This is a genomic window from Bacillus sp. SD075 (assembly GCF_017355165.1).
Taxonomy (GTDB): Bacteria; Bacillota; Bacilli; order Bacillales; family DSM-1321; genus Peribacillus.
This window is the reverse complement of sequence record NZ_JADILK010000009.1, coordinates 12398-35979: the sequence shown is the minus strand read 5'-3', so window position 1 is coordinate 35979 and position 23582 is coordinate 12398. Positions and strand designations below refer to the sequence as shown.

Here is a 23582-nt window from a genome sequence, read left to right as displayed (position 1 = left end):
TGAGGTGTTTTTTCTATGGACAGGATAATCAGTGAAACGGAAGATAGGCTATTAAACTTAATTTCAATTGTTACCGAACCTTTTAAAATATCACTATTAGAGAATATGAATGAATCACTTTGCACAAATGAAAAAAAACATGAGTTTTTGTCCTCGATAAAACGGGAGTTTGGTATTCAATTAACACCGGAAATCATTTCAAGTCAACGGAATATAGAAAAGCTGGCAAGTTTTCTGGACATGCTTCTCGACATGAGGGAAGTCGAGGTGAATAAGCCTTATAAACGTGGGGAAAGTGAAGGTATGCTTTCTCATAATCAAGATCGAATGTATCTGTTTGACAGCCTGAATGAAAGGAAAATGCTCTATAATATGCCGTTTAAATTCATTTTGAATGGCATAGTGGACATTGATGACCTACAACAGGCATTAGATTTCATGATTGAACGCCATGAAACTTTGCGAACCAATTTCAGGGGTGAAGAACATCAAATCCTTCAATTCTTATCCAAAGAAAGCAGAAACATTATTGCCTATGAAGACTGTCGGGATGTAGATCCCGAAGTCAGTAATATATTGGTCGAAGCCCATCTTACTGAAGAAATGGAAAGATGTTTCGATCTGGAAAATGATCATTTATTTAATATGAAGCTATTTCGAATGGACGAAGAAAGGCATTTTTTAGTATGCAATTTTCACCATATCATTTTTGATGGAGTATCGTTTGTCACCTTTTTCGAAGAGTTAATGGAGATTTATGAAAGAATTCAAACGGGCAGGGTTGGGGATATTCCGCCTCTAGACATGCAGTATTTAGATTATGCTGTCTGGCATAAGGAGTGGGTCAAGGAAAGTACACCAAGCCAAAGGAGGTTTTGGGAAAGTTATTTAGATCAAGAGGAAGATGCTTTAGAACTTCCATTTGACTTTCAACGTCCAAAATCACCTTCTTACTCAGGTGAAAGACTGGAAATGGCCATAAAGGATGACCTTCGTGTATTGATAGACAGGATTTTAAAGGAGAATGGTACGACTTTATATGCCTTTATGATGACCGCCTATCAAGTGTTTTTATGTCAGTATACCGGGAAGAATCAAATCATTGTTGGGAGTACCGTGGCAAACCGTGGCCAAGAGGAATTTGCCCGGACAGTAGGATGCTTCGTCAATACGATGCCATTCAAGTTAACCGTGGATGCCACAGAGTCATTTCATGAAATATTGAACCGAAATCGTAAAGTGATTTTGGATGTATTGGAACATCAGGCTTTTCCATTTGAAAAAATCGTTGAAATCATTAATCCAGACAGGGATCTCAGCCATTCCCCCTTGTTCCAAACAGTTTTGGCAATGGAAGAAAGCTTTGATGGGAACTTTAGCAATTCATTCTTCACTCTTGAACAAGACAAATTCGAGATTCCTTATTCAAATTATGACCTGACTATAAAGGTAAAGGGATCCCATGACCTAATCCTAGAGTTCGAGTATTCAGATGAACTTTTCAGACGGGAAACAATTGAAAGGCTCATGTTAAGTTTCGAAAAATGGTTATTCCAAATTTGCAGAAATGCAGAATTATCCATCTGTCATTTGGAATGTTTAGATGACAATCAAATCAATCAATTGTTATTTGAGTGGCAAGGTGAGGTTGCGGATGCATATCAAAATGAGACGATCACCTCCATATTCGAAAGTATCGTTAAGAAGCATTCAAACAAATTAGCGGTTGCTGATAATGGTAAGGCCATTACCTATTCGGAATTAGATCAAAGGTCAAATGTGATTGCGAAATTGGTTAGAAATGATATCGGAAATGGCTCTAATAAGGTGGGCCTGCATGTAAACAGATCGATTGATATGGTAATCGGCATGTTGGCAATCATCAAAGCCGGATGTGCGTATGTTCCGCTTGATCCTATGCTGCCAGCGGAAAGGTTGGAATATATCATCGATGATTCGAAAATGGATATTTGCATTACGAATCAAATTGAGGTTCCTGCCATTAAAAAAATAACTAAAGTGATTAATCTTGAATCCGTACATTACGTGGAAACAAAGTGCTGTAATGAATCCATTGCACCTTCCGATCTGGCTTACATAATCTATACTTCGGGAACGACAGGAAAACCTAAAGGTGTCATGTTATCTCATAGAGGCGTAGTGAATCTAATAATAAGTCAAAACAAATACTTACAACTTGATGAGACCTCAAAGGTATTACAATTCGCCACTTTTAATTTTGATGCTTCTATATATGAGATTTTTGGAAGTTTATTAAATGGTGCAGAGCTGCATATCGGGAATAATAAGGAGGAAATGTTTGATTTATTCGCATTGGAAAATCAAATCAAAAGTGAAAAGTTATCGCATCTAGTATTGCCGCCAGCGGTATTACAGGAGCTCAATATAAAGGGATCTGATGTGAAATTCGTTGGTTCAGCCGGATCTGAATGTCCAATGGCTTTGCTGGCTCGCTATCAAAATATAAATTTTTATAATGCATACGGTCCAACGGAATATTCAGTATGGACCACCTTTGAAATGTTTAAAGCGTTTGAAAACAATGAGACTACTAATAATAAAGTATCGATTGGCAAACCAATCCTGAATACTGACGTCTATATATTAAGCCCTGAGCAAAGGCTCGTACCCATAGGTGCTGCAGGGGAAATATATATTGGTGGTGAAGGGTTAGCTGTTGGATATGTGAATAATGAGGATTTAACAAAAGAAAAATTTATTGAACATCCTTTTAAAGCTGGAAAGCGTTTGTATCGCAGCGGCGACCTTGCAAAATTCACGAGCGATGGTGAATTGGTCTTTCTGGGGCGTAAAGATAATCAAGTGAAAATAAGAGGTTTCCGAGTGGAAGTAGATGAGGTTTCGGCCAATCTCAATGCGTATCCGCAAGTAAGTGACTCATTCATTAAGGTTCAGGAACAGCCAAACTTAAATAAACAAATAATCGCCTATTTCACATCCATACAACAAGTTGATTACGATCACTTAAAAGCATTTTTAAAAGAGAGATTACCAAGTTACATGATTCCTTCATTCTTTATTCAAGTGGACCAATTTCCGTTAAATGCAAATGGGAAAATTGATTCAGCGCTTCTTCCGGTACCAGTAACAAGAAGCAATGCATTGGAAGAACCTAAGACGTTCAATGAGAAAGTGCTGCTTCAGATTTTTAAGAGTGTCTTAGGGTCAGATGACATCAGTATCCGAGATAACTTTTTTGAACTTGGCGGTGATTCCATTCAGAGCATTCAAATATGTTCTCTAGCAAGGCGGGAAAATATAATCATTAGTCCAAAATCTATTTTTGAAAATCAAACGGTAGCAGAGCTGGCAACGGTCGCGAAAACCGAAAATAAGGTCATGATTCAACCTTTAGCTACTAGAGGGAATGTGGAACTGACCCCCATCCAAGAATGGTTCTTTGCAGAACACACGACTTCCATCAATCATTGGAACCAGTCTATCGTTTTTAGTAAAGATTCCTGTGCTCAAATGGAGGACATTGAAAAAATTCTATCTCATATCGTGGAACATCATGATGGATTGTTAACCCTATTTGAAAAACATGACAATAAATATATCGGGAATATAGACTCCGAACACAAAACATGGGAGGTAGTCTATAAGGATATAAATCATTTAGATGAGAAAACACGAATGCAAATAAGAGATGAATGGGAAAGCAAGGCTCAAGGTTCATTGGACATAAGTCATGGACCGATCATGAAAATGCTTGTTTTAAAAGAACAATCGAACAAGTATCGCTTCTTTTGGGTAATCCACCATTTATTGATTGATGCAGTTTCCTGGAGAATTTTACTTGAAGATTTTAATACTCTTCATGATCAAGCATTAAACAATCAAACAGGGAAACTTACTTATAAAACTTCATCATTCAAAGACTGGTCAAACTTCTTGAAGAAATACAATGAATCGTTGATGGATCCTGAAACGCTCCGATATTGGGAACAAAAGACAAAAAGTGAAATAACGGATTTTAAGATAGCGGAAGACTTTATAGCTAAAGAAGAAAGAACCATGGTGATATCATTCGATGAAGAAGAAACTGAATTATTGATCCAGGAATTATCACGGCAATCAAAAGCGACTGTAGAAGAAGTATTGTTGTCATTAATTGCAAAGTGCATGAAACAATCATTTGAAATGAAGAACTTCTGGATCGAAGTAGAAGGGCATGGCCGGGAAATGGTGGACGAAGCAATGGATGTTACTCGTACCGTTGGCTGGTTTACTGCAATGTATCCCATATTGCTGCATTCAGAAGAGACGTTTGACGACACTTTAAAAAACACAAAGAATGCTATAAGGGAAATTCCAAATAAAGGTTTTGATTATGGCGTTATCAAATATTTACGCCCTGGGGTCATTCAGGATCCGGAAATCCACGTTACTTTTAATTATTTAGGAAGATTGGACTCTCAATTTGAATCATCCAATAGCAGGGACTTTGGTGAGTTGGAAAATAAACCAAAACTGCATTTCCTGGCATTGGTCCAGGACGGAAAACTAATCATCAAAATAATTTCAAAATTAGCTGAAGAAAAGATGAGCCTAATAATAGAAGCGATTGGTAAAGCCGTCATGGAAATCAAGGGAACTGAATTTGACCAAGGTACTTTAATAGAAAGTGATTTTCCAGATGCGGTGCTCACTGAGGAAGATTTGTTTCATATATTGAATTCTAATAAATAAGGTGATTACTCGTTTAATAGAATGATTATAGTCAGCGGGTATGGATGGCACAAGATAATGGAATCGGGAGGCGCAAAATTGGAGAAATCTATTCAGAATATCTACTCATTAACTCCACTTCAAGAAGGAATCCTTTATGAACTTGAAAGGAACAAAACAGCAGAGAACCTTTACATTTCTCAAATGCGAATCAGGATAACGGGCGCTCTTGAAGTGAATGCATTGTTCCAGGCGTGGAGCCAGGTTGTAGAACGGCATGAAGCATTAAGAATGAAGGTCATCTCTAAAAATATAGAAAATAATGTGCAGGTTGTATTCAATACAATGGACTATCAACCAGAAATAATCGATATGACAAATTTGAGTGAACATGAACAAGTAAAGGAAATTCAGAGAGTGACTTCCGAATCCCAAGAGATGGATGTGAATAACTCCCATTTGATGAAACTCCAGTTAGTGCAAATGGAAGAAAATCAGTTTATCTTGATTTGGACTCATCACCATATAATTTTGGATGGCTGGAGTACCAGCATAGTCATCGATGAACTCTTTGTTATTTACAGCCAAATTGTAGGAAAAGGCTCCAAAGGACTTATTGAAAAGCCAAAGCAATATGGAGATTTTATCAGGTATATGAATAAAACAGATGCGAAAGATCAAAATCGTTTCTGGAAAGAGCTTGCAAAGGATATTGTGCAGCCGACGATCACATTTCCCGTCATGAAACATGTGAAGGAAAACCAGCAGGGAAATGATCTTTTTTGGGAGCTTGATAAAAAACAAAGTAAGCTTTTAAGGGAATTTGCCGCAAAAAACCATGTAACGATTAATGTATTATTGCAGTTAATTTGGGCAATCGTCCTAAAGGAAATGTCCAATCAAAATCGAATAGTTTTTGGAATTGTAAGCTCTGGCAGGTCGAATAATTTATTCAAATCGGAAGAAATTGTTGGGCTGCTCATTAATACGATTCCTATGATGGCTGAAATAAACGATACAGACAGCGTTACTGATTTACTGAAAGGCTTCCAGGAAACATTAAATAATATGCTGGATTACGCTCAAATTTCTTTAGTGGATATCAAAAGGCATACGCAATTAAAGAAGGAAGATCCGATTTTTGAAACTTTATTTGTTTATGAAAATTATCCGGAAGCGAAAGATGAAGGCTTTAGCATTAACTGGGAGGTCGAAGGCGGAAAAGAGTCGCATAGCTTTCCGTTATCCTTACAGGCCCAGGATAATAAAGAAACGATTAAATGCAAATTGTATTTTAATCGCTGCTTCTTACAGCGTTCACTAGTAAATGATATCCAATCAGCCTTCATGCAGATTGCCCATCAAATTACTAAAGCTCAGCAAATTGATGAAATATATGTGGATGTTGATTTTTCAAAACTAAAAAATAATATGAGTAAAGACGATCAAGCAACTGGTGACCATTTGATCACATCCACATCCGTTAATCAAGGACTCAAAGAAATATGGCAAGAGTTTTTCTTGACCAGTGATATTAATGAGGATTCTGATTTCTTTCAATTGGGCGGGCATTCGATAACAGCCATGAAATTGGTGTCTAAAATAAATAAAAGACTTAATGCGAATATGAAATTAGCTGATTTATTTGAAAATCCTACATTGAAAATGCTAAGTCATGAGTTCTTTCCGGAAGTGATTACACCTCCGATAAATGAAACGCAGGTAGTTTCATCTTTTGTAGAAAAGACATTTTTGGAAATCTTATCAATAAGTGAAATCGATAAAGATGCCGATTTTTTTGAAATGGGCGGACACTCAATTTTAGCCATGAAGTTATTGACGAAATTAAACAAAGAATATAATCAAATTCTAACTTTGAAACATATTTTTCAAAATTCAACAATCGATTCGTTGACGGCCTTCATCATTAATGAAATTTCAAATCATGACATTGAGCAAATAGAAGTGCAACAAAAACATCATGTTTTATCCAGTAACCAAGAAGCATTATGGTTCAACGAAAAACTCAATGGTCAGACAGCCAATTATAATATCCCTCAGAAATATAAAATTACTGGTAAAGTGGATACTTCTATGCTGGAAAAATCCGTAAACCATGTCGTTAATAGACATGAGATTTTAAGGACGACCGTCCGTGAAAAAGCAGGTAAAGGCTATCAGGAAATTAGGGAAGATTTGTACATTAAAATAGCTGAAATGGACCTCTCTGCGTTAAAGCCTGAACAGCAAGCGACTCGTATGCTGCAAATTGAAGACAATGTCCAATCGGAAATCTTTGAAATTGAAAAAGGCCCTCTCATGACAGTGAAACTTGTTAAATTGAGTGAAAAAGAGTTTGTTTTATTTGTGAATCTCCACCATTTCGTTTTTGACGGATGGTCAGTGAGTATTTTTTTAGATGAATGGTTATCTTTTTATGACAGTGAAGTGAATGAAAAGGAACTTATCCTTGGAAACGACTTTAAACAATATAAGGATTTTGCCTTTGAGCAGAAAAACTGGTTGGAAAATAACATTAAAGAAGAATCGCTATTTTGGAAAACAAACCTATCTGGGGAATTACCTAAATTGGAGCTTCCTTTAGATACGATACGTACAAAAGAAAATCGCAACGATGGCAGTAGTTTTATAGTGGAACTAACAGGTGAAGAACTCCAAGGTTTAAAGTGGATGTCCCTTGAAAAAAACTCGACATTATTCATGACACTGCTAACGATGTACCAGTCCTTTTTAGCAAAATATACAGGTCAAAACGATATCATCGTTGGAAGTCCCTTGGCGAATAGAATGATTGAAGGAACAGAAAAATCGATAGGTTATTTTGTCAATACACTGCCCTTTCGATTAAAGCTGGGACTTGAGGAAACATTTGAAGAGATTCTTCAAAGAAATACAAACCATATCATCGACATCTACGATCATCAGCAAATGACATTGGAGAAAATTGTTGAAGTCATTAACCCTGAAAGAAATTTAGCAAGCACATCTTTATTTCAAACCGTCTTCATCTTACAAAATAATGCCAAAGCTGCATTTGAAAGTGAATACATAAAGATAACGCCTGAAGTAATAAAATCAAAGGTAGCAAAATTCGATTTGAGTTTAGCTGCAGAAGAATATGAAGATAAGCTTTTATTCGCCTTTGAGTATAATTCAGGGATCTTCGATGAACAAACCATTCAAATATTAGCTGAGAATTTCTTAGAGTGGATTCGGAAAATTACCTATCATCCTGAACGGTCGATTGTCAAGCTACCCGTCGTGAGTAAGAAGCAGGAGAAAGTATTATTGGAAGAATGGCAGGGGGAAACCATTCTTTTTGAGGGAATCAATGACACAATTCCAGAAGCCTTCCATAAAATTGTTGAGAGATTTCCTGATAAGATCGCCATTGTTGATGGAGACAGAACCATTACATATCGCGAATTGAATGATAAGAGCAATCGACTTTCACACTATTTACTAAGCAAAGGGATTTCTAAAGAAGAAAGAATCGGAATTTATGTGAATCGATCAATTGATATGGTGACAGGGATGTTGGCAGTAATTAAAGCTGGTGCTGCGTATGTTCCATTGGATCCTCATTATCCTCATGAACGATTAAGCTACATGGTTGAAGATGCGTCCATTTCCTATTGCTTGAGTCACAAAGAACTCGGAAAGAATGGATTGATCGACTCATCCAAGCTAATATATTTTGAAGATTTTGAAAAAGAATCAGATTTGTTAATGGAAGCAAATATTCATATTGCGAGTCAGAGAGACTTAGCCTATGTCATTTATACCTCAGGAACGACAGGCAGGCCAAAAGGGGTCATGTTAGAACATCGAGGAATCATTAACTTAGTTTATAACCAAAATGAAATGATGTGTTTGGATACATCAGCTAAAGTGCTGCAATTCGCTACGTTTAATTTTGATTCATCCGTCATAGAGATTTTCAGCACACTATTATTCGGTGCCGAGCTGCATATAAGTGTAGATAAAGAGAATCATTTTGACATGAGCAAACTTGTTGAACAAATTAAGCGAGAAGAAATTTCTCATATCATTTTACCGCCGGCTGTGTTGAAGGAACTGCCAATCAATGAATTGAGCACGATTAAAGTGTTGGGGTCTGCAGGCTCTGAATGTCCAGTTGAGCTCGTTTCAAAGTTTAAGCATATATCGTTTTTCAATGGCTACGGGCCTACGGAGTATTCGGTGTGTACAAGTTTTAAAATGTTTCCGCCGAATGAGGATGTTACGGATGAATTCATTGTTTCAATTGGGAAGCCTCTGACTAACACGGCTGTACTTGTGTTGGATGAAAACCGGCAATTAGTGCCCGCAGGGGCGGTTGGTGAACTTTACGTTGGAGGAATTGGGATAGCAAGGGGATATTTGAATAATGAGAGCCTGACAAATGAAAGATTCATATCCAATCCTTTCAACTCTACCGAAATATTATATAGAACTGGGGATTTAGTTAAGCATAACAAAGCTGGGGAATTAGTTTATATAGGTAGAGCGGACGATCAAGTGAAAATAAGAGGATACCGTGTTGAACTATCGGAGGTTAATGTTTCATTACGGAAAATAGCAGAAATCAAGGATGGTTATGTAACGGTAATGGAAGATGGGTTTGGGAATAAAAGGATAATCGCTTATTATACGGTGAATGATGAGGTTTCGATAGATTCTATCAGAAGTCGATTGAAAGAAACGCTGCCTGCTTTCATGATTCCTGCTCATTTTATGCAACTGGATAAATTTCCTTTGACGCCGAATGGGAAAGTTGATCGGAAATCCCTGCCGAATTGGACGGAACAGATGGACGAGAGGAAGGAGAAAGTGCTGGATGAGCAGGAATTATCCAAACCTGAAACAGAGCTTCTGACAATATGGAGAAATGTTTTAAATGATTCCACTATAGGACCGGAAGATAACTTTTTTGAATGTGGCGGCGATTCAATCATCAGTATCCAAATATGCTCTGCTGCAAAAGAAAAAGACTTATTTATAACCCCTAAAGATTTATTTGAATACCAAACGGTCCGTGAGCTAGGAAATATTGTAAATGGGCTGGAGAAAAAACAGGTGGTTCAAGAAAAAATATCAGGTTATGTACCGTTGACCCCTATTCAATCTTGGTTTTTTAATGAAAATCATGAGAATATCCATCATTGGAATCAATCAGTCGTATTGATGAAGGATAATATGTTGGCGACAGAACAATATAAAAAAATCATCATGAAATTAATTGATCAGCACGACGTATTGAGAACAGTATTTGAAAAACATGGAGATTCATATATTGGCAATATTTCAGATGCTAATACGGCATACGGTTTTTATGAGTATCATGTTTCAAGTTTTAAAGATGAAAATAGTCTGAAAGTAATTAAGGAGCTAGAAGAAAATGCCCAACAAAGTTTAAACATACATAATGGTCCCATGATGAAGTTCCTTCTATTCAGGGATGAAAGGGAGGTAAGGATTTTTTGGGTGATTCATCACCTAGTGGTCGATGGTGTTTCGTGGAGGATACTTCTTGAACATTTCGAAAGATGCTATCTACAGATAAAGAATGAACAAGAACCATCACTACCTTTAAAAACGACTTCTTATAAACAATGGTCTGAGAAACTAAATGAATACCAGAACACTGACCTACCGGAAGAGGCGGTTCAATATTGGGAAAAGGAAATGAATATTCCCGTTTCTCCACTGACGAAAAGCTTAGGGGAAACGTGTGATTTTGAAAACATGTACAAAATACAAGTGGATGAGGCCCAAACACAAAACCTCATTAAAAACACATTAAGAAAACATAAATCGACGATTGATGAAGTTTTATTATCCGTTATTGCCCATTCGTTTTCCAATATAATGGGAATCAATGAATTTTGGCTCGATTTAGAAGGACATGGCAGAGAGGATATTGAGGATGATATTGATTTATCGAGGACAGTAGGATGGTTCACCTCCAGTTATCCAGTAAGGATTAAAGGAATGGCTTCTTTGGGTTCAGCCTTGAGAAGTACAAAGAATATATTAAGAAGTGTGCCAAACAAAGGGTTTGACTATGGAATCCTAAAGTATATTTCCACTCGGAATTACACCTATCCAGATAGCCTTGTGAGTTACAACTATCTAGGGCAGTTTAATAACACTGGTGATATGGTACAAAGCAATAGCAGCAATATCGATTTGAACTATGAATTTCCATATAAACTCAATTTTGTAACCAGCATCGTAAATAATAGACTCATGCTGAATATTATTGGGGATAGCAACAATGAAAACTTCCAAATGATATGTAAAGAAGTGGACGTGCAATTAAATAAAATTTTAAGTGGACGTGCAGATTTGAATGATTCCATTGTCGAAACGGATTTTGAAGCTAAGAAAATAGTCGATGGAAGTACGATCACCCATTTCATTAATAAGTTTAATAACATTGAAGAGATTTACCCAGTGACATCACTTCAAGAAGGGATGTTATTCCATAGTGAAGTAACTCAAAGCCCTGAATATATTTCACAGCTATCCATTGATTTAATAGGTGATCTGGACTTGGTCAAATTAGAAGAAGCTTGGAATGAAACCTGTAGAAAATACGACGTTTTAAGATCTGTTTTCAGGCGCGATCAATTGGGGGACCGTTATCAACTCATACTCAATGACATTTATTATGTGTTTAATCATTTGGATCTAACGATGTTTAGTGGAGATGAGTCAGAATCCAAGATAGAAAGTCTATTGGAGCATAACAGAAGCAGACAAACGGATTTAGAAAATGGTCCGCTCATGAATATCACCTTGATCCGGCTATCTGATCATCGCTATAAATTCATATGGACACATCATCATGCTTTAATAGATGGCTGGAGCCTGCAAATTGTCATTAATCATTTTTTGGATAATTATCGAAGTCCATCCAATACGGCAAAAGACAGTGATGAACATAAGTATGCTTATAAACAAGTCATGAATCATATCAGGAAAATGAATAAAAAGGATGAAGCAGCTTTTTGGAATGAAGAATTGAGGGATTTTGAACAAGTAAAAGCATTAGTGAGTAAGAAAACGGATAAGGAAGCTTTTACATCGGATAAAGTTATTGAATATAGCTTACCTGAAGAGCTTACCGAAAGATTAATAGAATTATCCAAGCGGAACAGAAAGACAATTAATACTGTAGTTCAAGGAGTTTGGAGCATCGTCCTATCCTACCTTAGTGAAAGTGACTCAGTATGCTATGGGGTGACAAGCTCAGGAAGGAACCTCAGCATTCCGCATATTGAATCAGCTGTAGGCTTATTGATCAATACTCTACCATTCTCTTTAAAAATCGATTGGGATGATGATTTGCAATCCTATTTCACTGCCATTCAAAACAAGCAATTACAAATGAGAGAGTTTGAGTTCAGTTCACTTACGGATATAAAGCGATACGCTGAAATTCCATGGGATAAGGAATTGTTCCAACATATATTTGTATTCGAAAATTATCCGAGCACAGAACTGGCAGAGGATTCACGAATCATGATCGAAAACTCAGTTGGAAGTGAATCGACCAATTTTGATCTCACGTTCTCTGCGGCTGTTGTGCAATCCAAGCTGCATTATAAAATCATTTATAAAGACAGCAAATTTGATGAAAATGAAATTTTAAGTTTTATGGATTCCATGCAAGAAATATTCTTAAAACTAACAGAAAATGAAAAACTACCATCTATTAGTAAATTAATAAATCTCTTGAAAGTTGGGACCCGATGATAAGTAAATCGATGACGACGAATAAATGGATGTCAATAACTGAAGCATTTAAAAAAATCGTGGAAGATAATCAGGCAAAAGCGGCACTTTATGAAAATGACCGGCAAGTTTCTTTTAAAGAATTAGATATTCTTTCAGATAATCTTGCCAAAAGGATCATTGATTTGGGGATTCAAGAAGAAACAATGATCGGGATTCCAAGCACAAGGTCCATTGAACTGATCATAGGGATGCTTGCCATTATAAAGTCAGGCTGTTGCTATGTTCCAATCGACGAAAAGTACCCCTTAAAAAGATTGGAATACATGCTTGCAGATACGGATATGAAATTCTTCTTATCGTTTAATGGCCAAGAAGGAAAGCTCAGTGAATTGGATATTGAACCAATTCCATTTGAGATGAATGAACTAAGCAGGGAAGGGCATATTCCCGTTAACCGTTCTTCAGAGAATGGTCTCGCGTATGTTATCTATACATCAGGAACGACCGGAGAGCCAAAGGGCGTAATGATAGAGCATAAGAGTGTAGTCAATTTAGTATTGAACTCTGAAATACTGGATATAAACGAAAATAATAGAGTGGCTCAATTTTCCAACCCATGCTTTGACGCCGCAACTTTCGAGATATGGGGGGCTTTATTGAATGGCGCAACTTTATTCTTGAAGTCGAATGAGTTCACTTCTTTTGATGATTGGAAAGAAGCGATATCCATGGGAAAGGTGGATGTAGCCTTTTTTACGACAGGTCTTTTCAATGCAATGGTTGATGAGGATCCATTCATTTTTGAAGGATTAAAGAAAATCGTGGTTGGCGGAGATAAAATCTCGGTTTCCCATGTGAGAAGATTGAAGCAAACAATCGGTCAGTTTTCCTTAATTAATGGGTACGGACCAACTGAATGCACGACTTTTGCCATTTGTCATGAGGTCGAAGACAAAGATGCAGATGTTATTCCCATTGGTAAGCCTTTGAGCAATGTAGAAATCAGGATTTTATCGGAAGAACAAGTCGAGGCAGCAGATGGGGAAATAGGCGAGATCTACATTGGCGGTCAAGGAGTCATGAGAGGCTATTTAAATCAGCCGCAATTAACAGAACAAGTTTTGATCATGGATGATCTGAATCAGATGAAGTGGTATAAAACAGGTGATCATGGCATCCGCCTACACAATGGTGAGATCCTGTACAAAGGTCGAAAAGACAGTCAAGTGAAAATTCGCGGCTTTAGAATTGAACTGAATGAAATTCAAGACAAGCTTGATAAATACATGAAGGTTGAAAGTTCAGTAGTTGCTGTTAAAAACATCAATGATGAAAAATATCTTATCGCTTATTACAAAGATAAAGATGAAAAAGCGGAGAACGCTGAAAATGATATTAAAGAGTACCTATGCAATGAATTGCCAAACTATATGATTCCTCATTTTTTTGTCAGAGTGGATGATTTTCCGCTTAATGCCAACGGTAAAGTGGATAAAGAGAAATTATTGGAAATCGATTTCATGCAAAATAATACTTCCTTAGCCATTCAAGAAACTGGAAAGAAAAAAGAAGTATTGGAGATCTGGAGAAATGTAGTAGGAAATCAAAGTCTAGGATTGGACGACAATTTCTTTGAAAATGGAGGCCATTCCATTTTAGCTACAAAACTGGTCTATATAATGAAGGAAACGGTACTTCCTGAAGCCACTTTACAAATACTATTGGAAAATAACACAGTCAATAAATTTGTTGAGGCACTTGAAGTCGATTCATCTGGCAGCATGGAAGCAGTGATGGAAAAGGATTCCATGCTCGGCCGAGCTTTGAAGGAGAAAATAAGGGAAATATGCACTAAACCTGTTCAAGTTGAAAAAAATATGTTGATTACAGGCGGAACAGGTTTTTTAGGAGCACATTTATTAAACAAATTGTTACTGGAAATGGATGATGTCAAAATCTATTGTTTGGTTAGATTTCCTTCAAGAAATAGATTGAAAGATACATTAATGAAATATGGTCTTTGGCAGGATGATTTCGTAAGCCGAATCGTCGGAATTGAAGGGGATCTTAGTAAACATCAATTCGGTTTGGATGATATGACATATGAGAAATTAAGCAATGATGTTTCTCATGTATATCATGTCGGTGCCGAAACGAATTTCTTCGAACCGTATAGCAAATCAAAGGTTTCGAATGTGGATGGTGTAGTGGAAATCATTAAGTTTGCTTCATCATACACTCGGAAAAACATTTATTATGCATCAACGCTTTCTGTCTTGACCGGCGAAAGGAAGTGGGATGAGGAAGACGAATTGGTTTACTCCCCCGATTTAATGATCGGGTACAGCCAGTCCAAATGGGTTGCCGAGAAATTACTTCTTCAAGCAAGGGAACATGGACTGACAATCGATATTTTCCGATTAGGAAGGATTTCATCTAATTCAAACGGTTTTTGGAACGAGAAGGATATGTTGTATAAGGTTTTTGAATCATTTATTGAACAAAGGATATTGCCATTTAAAGAGGAAATTCATTTTGAATTGATGCCAGTCGATTTCGTAAGTGAGTTCATTTACAAAATATCAAGATTGAATAAGAATCAGAAGCTCGGGATCTATCATATGTTCAATGATCAGAGAGTTTCCAGTGAATTCGTGACCTCTTTCTTCGAAAAAAATGAAATACCTTACTCCAATATGGATTTGGAAGAATGGTTACAATCTTTAAAAGAAAAGACACAATCTAACGAGGTTCATTCATTAAGTGCTTTGTCCCAGTTAATTGATGAGTCAACAAAATTAAAAGAGTCGGAAATCCTGCAATCCAAAACCAAGAAGGAAATGGAATCACTATCAATGAAAATGCCGGAAATTGATTCAAGGTATGTTGAAAGCTTTATGAAGTTCATGTTGAAATAATTGATAGGGGAGAAGGGGGATGAAGGGACTGAAGAAAACACTTTTTTGTTTCCCTTATGCTGGGGGAAGTGCATCCTTTTATAGAGAATGGAAATTTGATGATGATATGATCAAGGTAGTCCCACTGGAATACCCTGGACATGGCAGTAAATATAGTGAACCATTGTTTGACCATATGGCGGATTTGGCGGATCTATTAATAGAAGAAATGGAAACGAAACATCAAATGAATTCATTGGAAAACATCTCATTGTTTGGGCATAGCATGGGTGCGATCGTAGCCTATGAAATTGCGGCGAAATTAGAGGAGAGATATGGCAATGAAGTAGAGCATTTATTCATTTCAAGTAAATCGTCTCCAGATTATAAAGTAGATCAAATCGATTGCTCTAATACAGAACATTTAAAACAATCGCTTGAAAAAATCGGGGGAACGAACAAGGAACTCCTGGAAACGGAAGATTTCATGAATATATTCCTGCCGATAATCCAGTCGGACCTGAATGTATTAGCCAACTATCACCAGGAAAAAAAACGCAAGAAAAAGGTAAGAAATAAAGCCGTTTTGCTTTTGGGATCGGACGATACCGTGACGAAGGAAAGTATCGAAAGCTGGAATGAATACATTGAACATATTGAAGGATTGCATATATTAAAGGGAGATCATTTCTATATAAATCAAAATCAGGATACCGTTTTAAAAATCATACAAGAGTATGTACTCGATAGTCGTTGTGAAGTTCTGATTTAAGATATGGCAGAACCACGAGCTTTTCCACAATGGGAATGGCCCCGCCAATAAAATATCTTCTGCTTTATACATGCTCAAATCTTTAATTTAAGTGAAGTGAGTTTGGCATTTTCCGCTTTGATTCTGGATGCGCATGTAACCCGGTTTTTATCTGAAATGAAAAAAGGACTGATTTTTTATTCAGTCCTTTTTATATGGAAATTGAGATGCCGTTCCGTGTTTTAGAGTCCACACTTTTCGGCGCAGAACTATTAAATGAGAAACATCGCCACTATCGTAGTGACTGCCAAACCAATGGATACCGGCAGCAGGTTCCGGCGCGCAAGTTCAAAGGGACTGACGTTACATATTGCAGCGGCTGGGATCAGTGCCCAGGGAATCAGGGTACCTCCGCCAACCCAAATCGCAGTTATTTGCCCGAGTGCGGTCAAGGTGGCGGTTCCGCTTCCGATGGCCGTGCCAAAAAGTTTGGCGACAGATCCCGCTAAAGAAATGCCTGAAAAGCCCGATCCATCCAAGCCAGTTATGGCACCGATGCCCGTTAATGTGACGGCAGCTATTTCTTTCGTTAATGGAACGGAAGCCGCTAAGGAGGCACCGAGGTCATTGACGATGCCGAGTGACGTTTTTGGTAAGTAGTCACCGATGATCTGATTGAATCCAGAATCACCTAAATAGAAGAATGCCGCGATTGGAATGACGGGTCCGAATACTTTGAAGCCAAATTGAAAACCTTGAATCAAATAAGCCGTTGATTTTTCAAGTCCTTGTTGCTTATGAGCGACAAGGGATAAAATCAGCAAAATAAAAACGGCTGTACCGCCAACCAATGCTGTTGCATCCCCACCTTGCAGCTTCAAAATCGACAATGCCATAACATCCAACATAAAGGCGATCGGGATGAAAACGGCAAAAAACTTCTTTTGTGCCAGTGTAAGCAGATCTTCACTGATTGTCTGATCTTGGACGATTCCCACATTATCCGCCGCCTTGATTCTTCCAAGCTTCATATCGCGCTTTAAAAGGATAAAGGCAGAGAGGGTGGTGACGACTCCCATTGTAATGACAAGGGGGATGCTCGCAGCAATGACATCACCGACTGGTATGGAAGCGGCATCCGCCGTGAGTTTAGGTGCAGCTTGAATGATGAAATCCCCTGATAATGCAATTCCGTGACCAAAAAGGTTCATCGCCATCGCCACGCCAAGGGCAGGTAAACCAGCCCGTAAGGCAACGGGGAGCAGAACAGCCCCCAGTAAGGCAACGGCAGGTGATGGCCAGAAAAACCAGGATATCATCATCATGATGATCCCGATCACCCAAAAGGCAAGTGTAGGATTCTTAATGAATTTCGCAAACGGTGCAATCATGACATCATTAATGCCTGACTTCGTTAAAACCGTGCTCATGGCAACGATGATTGAAATGATTAATATCGTGGACATTAATTCCGTGATTGCGAAAATGAAGCTGTTGAATATCCCGCTAATGGAGGATGCTAAACTGCCTGTAGCCACTAAAGCCAAAAGGAAAATACCAATTATGCAGATGAGGGTAGTATCACGACGTCTTACCATAAACCCGATTATCAATGCAATAAATACAACATAAATCCAATGGAGTGCCGTTAATTCCATCTCCATGATCCGTCCCCCTCAAAAATGTGCCTAGTTACAGATTATGAGGGAGGTACGGGGTGGTGAGTTGTTTCATAAATTTAAAGGTTTGGATTCAATTTCCCCCCTTATGTTGAAATTTTGAACCCAAGAAGCGGCACCCTGATAGCTTGGTTGATCTATTGCATATTGTTTATGGTATACGGCAATAAGTGGCTGTCTTTGGGGATAGCATGGGTGCGATAGTTGCCCGCGGCAAAAATAGATTAGATTATGGTAATAAGGAGACATTGATTCATTTCTAGTAAATCGTCTCCAGATTATAAATTAGATCAAATCGATTGCTCTAATTCAAATATTGTATTAAAAATGATTCAGGATAAATTGATCAGTAATCGATGTGAAATTCTAATTTAAGTACAGTATCAACTTGAAACCTTCGTCTAAGAAAAAATAATAGTGGAAAATAGAATATGCCCAAAAGTGTTCAAATCCTTAGAATAATGGATGAAATCTATATTTTGAAGTTGTAGTGATCGGAATTACCAAAATAGATAGCTGGACGCAGGAAAATATATAAGTAAAATGGAGAGGGATTTTCATTCCGCTTATCGGAAAAAGATATAAAAAGTAAGTTTAGCTTTAAAGGAATGGACTTTTGTTTCGCGGACAATGATAATCAAGAATTTGTTGGCTTTGATGTAGTTGATATAAAGAAATACAATGAGGAATCATTGAAATTCATTACAGAATAATTGAAACCTAATAAAACTAATTTCACATGAAATTCTTATAGAAAAGGTCCTTCTCTTAGTTGAAAGTGGCTATTTTCATTTTTAAAGGTAAATCAAATTCTAGACAAACCGTCTTAACTAACACCGTTATATCATTATTCTGAAATTGAATGCCGTAATTCCAGCAGCCCTATCTGGGTCTTCTAAAATCTGAACTAATTACATGGAAAAATATAAGGCTTATCTTCTTTATTTTCAACAATACTTCAAGTATCCTTAATTTGATAGCAACTACTATAAATGAGGGATAAGCCGTGAAGCAAATATATAGTGATGTCATACAATTTCGGGGTACACATTATGAGTTTGGATACATGCAAGGGGAGGAGTTAAAAGATTCACTAACGGTAAAAAATCGTGAAGATCAGTGGAAGATCAGGCAGCCGCGGTTTACGGTTGAAGAAGAAGAGGTCAAGACAGCGATTACACGATTCGCCCCTGGGGTTTGGGAAGAATTACTGGGATTGCAAGAAGCGCTGAAATGGCCAATTGACCGCGTGTTGCAAGAGTTCGGTGGATACCGATTGGATTATGTCCGGTCGGGCTGTTCCATCATGACAGGCAATGATTATCTCATTCGCAATTATGATTACCACCCGAAGACCTATGAAGGACGCTATGTCTTATTCCAGCCAACCGATCAAGGATATTCAAGCATCGGCCCGAGTCAGCGAGGGACTGGCCGGATGGATGGAATGAACGAAAAGGGGTTGGTGATAGGCTATAACTTCATGAATCGCAAGAACCCTGGTGATGGTTTCATTTGTTGCATGATTGGCAGACTGATTGTTGAATCTTGTGCGAACGTTCAGGAAGCGGTCGCGATGTTGATGGAAATCCCGCATCGCCATTCTTTCTCTTACGTCGTCTATGATAAAAACGGAAGTACTTATATTGTGGAAACCTCTCCGAGAAATGTAGAGGTGCGCGCGTCAAATGCCTGTACCAATCACTTTGAAATCATGAAAAATGAAAATCGCAACCATCTTATCGATTCGAAACGCCGATTGGAGGTTATTCAAGATCATGAAGGGAGACTTTCATCCGCCTACGAAGCTTATAGGTTGTTTAATGACACCAATCAAGGAGTCTTCTCGGATTTATATAGCAGCTGGGCGGGAACGATTCATACATCTGCTTACTTACCTAAGGAGATGAAAGCTTGGATTGCATTAGGTGGGAACCAGGAGCCGACTTCAATAGATTTTGCGAAATGGCTCGAAGGGGAAGATGTTAAGCTAGAACGAATCAAAGGTGTAATTGATACGGATATTCCATTCGTGCATATGGATGAGGGAGCGAATTGGTTTCGGAATTGAACATCTTTAAGTAAAATTACAACTTACTTTGTTAAGGGCCCAATCCTTGGATTGGGCTTTTATTGTTCTATTTTGGGGAAAACTCGGTAATATTTATTAGGCTTTCTGCAGGTAATATAATATGATGGTGTAACATATTTTGGATGGAGGACGAGAATCTGGAAGTATATTTGTGTGCCGTCCTTGTACAATGAATAAGGGGATGTGCAAATGTTTTCGACAGCTATTGGTTGGTTTCGGTTTATTACAATAATTGAGGGAATCTCGTATGTTCTATTGCTTGCCATTGGGATGCCCATTAAGTACATATTGGATATTGGGGAAGCAACACTCATTTTAGGCAGCATCCATGGTTTATTGTTTGTCGTGTTTGGGCTTTTATTACTATATGTGAGCATCATATCAAAATGGTCCTTTTTAAAAATGGCGATGATTTTCATCGTTTCATTCATTCCATTTGGTAATTTTATTATCGACCGCAGGCTTCTGAAGCAAAGTTAAATTCTTATACTTTAACGTCTTCTATATAAATGGAAGGCGTTTTTTTATGGATTTAAGCTTGCTGTAAGGTTGGCACAAAGATGCTGTAAGAATGAGCATGTAAAGTATAAGTATCAACAATACTGAAGAGGTGAAACAAATGGAACCATTATTAAAAGTGGAAAATATAAAAAAAACTTATGGTACATCAAGTGCTGCCTACACAGCATTGGAAAATATATCTTTTGACATTCATGAAGGAGAGTTTGTAGGGATCATGGGACCTTCTGGAGCCGGGAAATCGACGTTGCTCAATATGTTAGCTACCATTGATTCGCCGACTGAAGGGGAAATATATATGAATGATACGAGCATTCACGATATGAAAGGGGCTGACTTAACGGATTTCAGACGTGATAATCTTGGGTTCATCTTCCAGGATTACAATTTGCTAGACTCATTGACTGTTAAGGAAAATATTATATTACCACTGGCGATTGCGAAAATTCCAGCGAAAGAAATTACTAACTTGGTGAATCGTATTGCTAAAGCATTTGGGATTGAAGATTTATTAGCTAAATATCCGTACCAAATCTCCGGTGGGCAAAAGCAAAGAACAGCTGCAGCCAGAGCGCTTGTGACAGAGCCTGCATTGATCCTGGCTGATGAGCCAACGGGTGCACTTGATTCAAAATCAGCAACAGGTCTGCTGGAAAGCTTAAGTGAACTAAATGAAAGCAATAATTCCACGATCATGTTGGTGACACATGATGCATATGCGGCAAGCTTCTGTAGGCGGATCATTTTCATCAAGGATGGTACACTTTCAACTGAAATTTATCGTCGTGGCCAAACACGTAAAGCTTTCTTCCAAGAAATTATGGACGTCCTTGCAACAATTGGAGGTGAGGTAGATGACGTTATTTAGTCTAGCGAGAAAAAATATCGCTCGAAACCTATCCCAATATTTTTTATATATCGCATCCATGGTATTTAGCATTATCATCTACTTCACATTTGTTACATTAAAATATAGCGATACAGTTTCAGAACAAACGGCTTCATCACAAAAGTTAGATTCATTGATGAGTGGTGCGGCAGTCATCCTGATTTTCTTCGTTGCGATTTTTATTGCCTATTCCAATTCATTCTTTATGAAAAAACGTAAAAAAGAAGTGGCATTATATGCATTGCTTGGCGTACGTAATCGTCAGATTGGCCTGATGCTCTTCTTTGAAAACCTATTGTTAGGTATGGTCTCATTGATTGTGGGGATTTTTCTTGGAGTTCTATGCTCAAAAGGATTCATGACGATTTTGATTTATTTAATGGGCTATGATGTCATAGCACCATTTACGTTTTCGGGATCTGCAGTTTTGAACACATCTATCGTATTTCTTCTTATTTTCTTGGTGACATCATTCCAAGGCTATCGTTTAATTTATCAATTTAAACTAATTGATCTCTTCCATGCATCGAAAAAGGGGGAAGAGGCTCAGAAGCCATCGGTGATTGTAGCCTTTCTTGGAATTTTCCTGATTGTCATGGGTTATTGGTTGGCGATGCAAGATCTTTTCATTTCTAAAGTGTGGGAAAAAGTAGGATTTCTAATGACGGCACTCATCATTTTGACAACGGTCATTGCCGGTACGTATTTATTGTTTCATAGCGTGACAGGCTTTGTGTTAGCGGTTATTAAGAAAAATGAAAAATGGCTATGGAAAGGCTTGCACCTGATGACGATCTCGCAATTGCTATATCGCATACGGGGTAATGCACGTACATTGACCGTTATTGCGGTGTTAAGTGCTACAACGGTAACAGCTGGCGGTTCGGTTTATGGCCTTTATTACAACGCGAATGATCAAGTTATGACCGTTGATCCGAATACCTTCATGTATCAGCAAACCAATGTAATAAGCGATCAACAAGTGAGCGCTGTATTGCCAGATACAAAGTATGATGAAAATGTCGAAGCGTTATCTGTCACATTTAATACGAAAGAATTAAACCAGGGATCGGCATTCGATAGCTCGGATAAAAGGATTTACACGGTCATCGATGAAAGAACCTATAACAAATTAGCTGAAGTACAAGGCAAGGACGCACTGCATGTGAATAATGGCAAAACAGTGATTTTGGATATTGGATATGACAAAAGATTCTCACCTGAATACAAGGACAAGACCATCAGGACAGAAAACAACACGGCAATCACATTCCAAAGCTTTAAAACACAAACAGTATTAAATGCCGGAACAGCAGGCATTGCAGTGGTCGTATCGAATGATCAATATAAGTCATTGCAAAAAGAAGGGAAAGCGCTAAAATACCGTGTCATAGGTGTTGATCATGCTTCCACGGATTTATCTGAAAAGATTGCAAGACAAGTGCCTGAAGAAGCGCTATTTTCTAGTGCCCCTCAAGATTTCCAAACAAGCATCGAAGGTGTAGGCTCATTACTCTTTATTGGAAGCTTTCTTGGTCTGGTCTTTTTAGCGGCAACAGGCAGTATCATTTACTTTAAAGTTTTAACGGAAGCAGTGGAAGATCAATCCCAATACAATATGCTTCATAAATTGGGCGTTAACGCAAAAGAAATGCGGAAATCCATTGGATCACAAGTGTTTGTAATCTTTTTCGTTCCATTGGCAGCGGGGCTATTACACAGTGCGGTTGCTTTAAAAGCCTTCTCGGGCCTTTTGATGTTGAATCTTGCAAAACCTGTGCTGATCTGGATGATCGCTTATACGGTTATTTACGGACTGTATTATATCTTAACGGTAGCTTCCTATAATCGTATTATCACACAAAATAATAAAATAGAAGGATGATCAAGTTGAAGAAATTTCTTATGGTAGTTGGCATTTTGTTTATACTGGGGGCAGCAGGAGTCTTGGCGCTTACTAAAATAGACTTTAACCGCATGAACGCCGATAATTATTATTTGCAAATTACTGAAAATGGGATACAACATGAAACCAAACTGGATGACGGTTCAGTGATGACTTACTATTCTTATGAACTGGACGCCAAAAATGCAGCTGGTGAAACGATACCGCTTGAATTCACGGCACAAAAAAATCTACGAAAAGATGCTTACTTAAAGATGTACGTGAAAAATGGTGATGAAGTTTCGTCATATGATGAAGTGGAATTTGAGGATATTCCAAAAAAGGCACAAACAAAATAAATAGGAAAGAAGGGCTGTCTGTAAGTTATGG

General features: G+C 37.8%; 10 protein-coding genes. 9 read left to right on the top strand and 1 reads right to left on the bottom strand.

Annotation, left to right across the window (positions count from 1 at the left end):
- The first annotated feature begins 15 nt into the window (after positions 1-15).
- From IOC57_RS09115 to IOC57_RS09100, 4 genes are all read left to right on the top strand, one after another.
- Entirely contained in the window at positions 16-4734 is a 4719-nt protein-coding gene (locus tag IOC57_RS09115; RefSeq protein WP_207438433.1) for a non-ribosomal peptide synthetase, read from the top strand.
- 78 nt (positions 4735-4812) lie between these two features.
- On the top strand, positions 4813-12498 hold the full coding sequence (locus IOC57_RS09110) for a non-ribosomal peptide synthetase (protein ID WP_207438432.1): 7686 nt from the start codon (positions 4813-4815) through the stop codon (positions 12496-12498).
- Positions 12495-15398: a non-ribosomal peptide synthetase gene (locus IOC57_RS09105; protein WP_207438431.1), complete on the top strand. Its 2904-nt coding sequence runs from the start codon at positions 12495-12497 to the stop codon at positions 15396-15398. Before IOC57_RS09110 ends, IOC57_RS09105 begins: the two co-directional genes overlap by 4 nt.
- Positions 15399-15417: 19 nt before the next feature.
- A complete protein-coding gene (locus IOC57_RS09100) occupies positions 15418-16149 on the top strand; it encodes a thioesterase II family protein (RefSeq protein ID WP_207438430.1) in 732 nt (243 codons plus the stop codon).
- A gap of 251 nt (positions 16150-16400) precedes the next feature.
- Here IOC57_RS09100 and IOC57_RS09095 read toward each other — a convergent pair whose 3' ends face one another.
- Positions 16401-17792: a hypothetical protein gene (locus tag IOC57_RS09095; RefSeq protein ID WP_207438429.1), complete on the bottom strand. Its 1392-nt coding sequence runs from the start codon at positions 17790-17792 to the stop codon at positions 16401-16403.
- 1021 nt (positions 17793-18813) lie between these two features.
- Between IOC57_RS09095 and IOC57_RS09090 the strand changes: the two genes are divergently transcribed.
- From IOC57_RS09090 to IOC57_RS09070, 5 genes are all read left to right on the top strand, one after another.
- Positions 18814-19878: a C45 family autoproteolytic acyltransferase/hydrolase gene (locus IOC57_RS09090; protein WP_207438428.1), complete on the top strand. Its 1065-nt coding sequence runs from the start codon at positions 18814-18816 to the stop codon at positions 19876-19878.
- A 210-nt stretch (positions 19879-20088) separates the two neighbouring features.
- Positions 20089-20379: a DUF3817 domain-containing protein gene (locus IOC57_RS09085; RefSeq protein WP_207438427.1), complete on the top strand. Its 291-nt coding sequence runs from the start codon at positions 20089-20091 to the stop codon at positions 20377-20379.
- 139 nt (positions 20380-20518) lie between these two features.
- Entirely contained in the window at positions 20519-21286 is a 768-nt protein-coding gene (locus IOC57_RS09080; protein ID WP_207438426.1) for an ABC transporter ATP-binding protein, read from the top strand.
- A complete protein-coding gene (locus IOC57_RS09075; RefSeq protein ID WP_207438425.1) occupies positions 21273-23192 on the top strand; it encodes an ABC transporter permease in 1920 nt (639 codons plus the stop codon). Before IOC57_RS09080 ends, IOC57_RS09075 begins: the two co-directional genes overlap by 14 nt.
- The gene (locus IOC57_RS09070; RefSeq protein WP_286184661.1) at positions 23189-23551 is read left to right on the top strand and encodes a YxeA family protein; all 363 of its coding nucleotides are present in this window, start codon (positions 23189-23191) and stop codon (positions 23549-23551) included. Before IOC57_RS09075 ends, IOC57_RS09070 begins: the two co-directional genes overlap by 4 nt.
- The last annotated feature ends 31 nt before the right edge of the window (positions 23552-23582 follow it).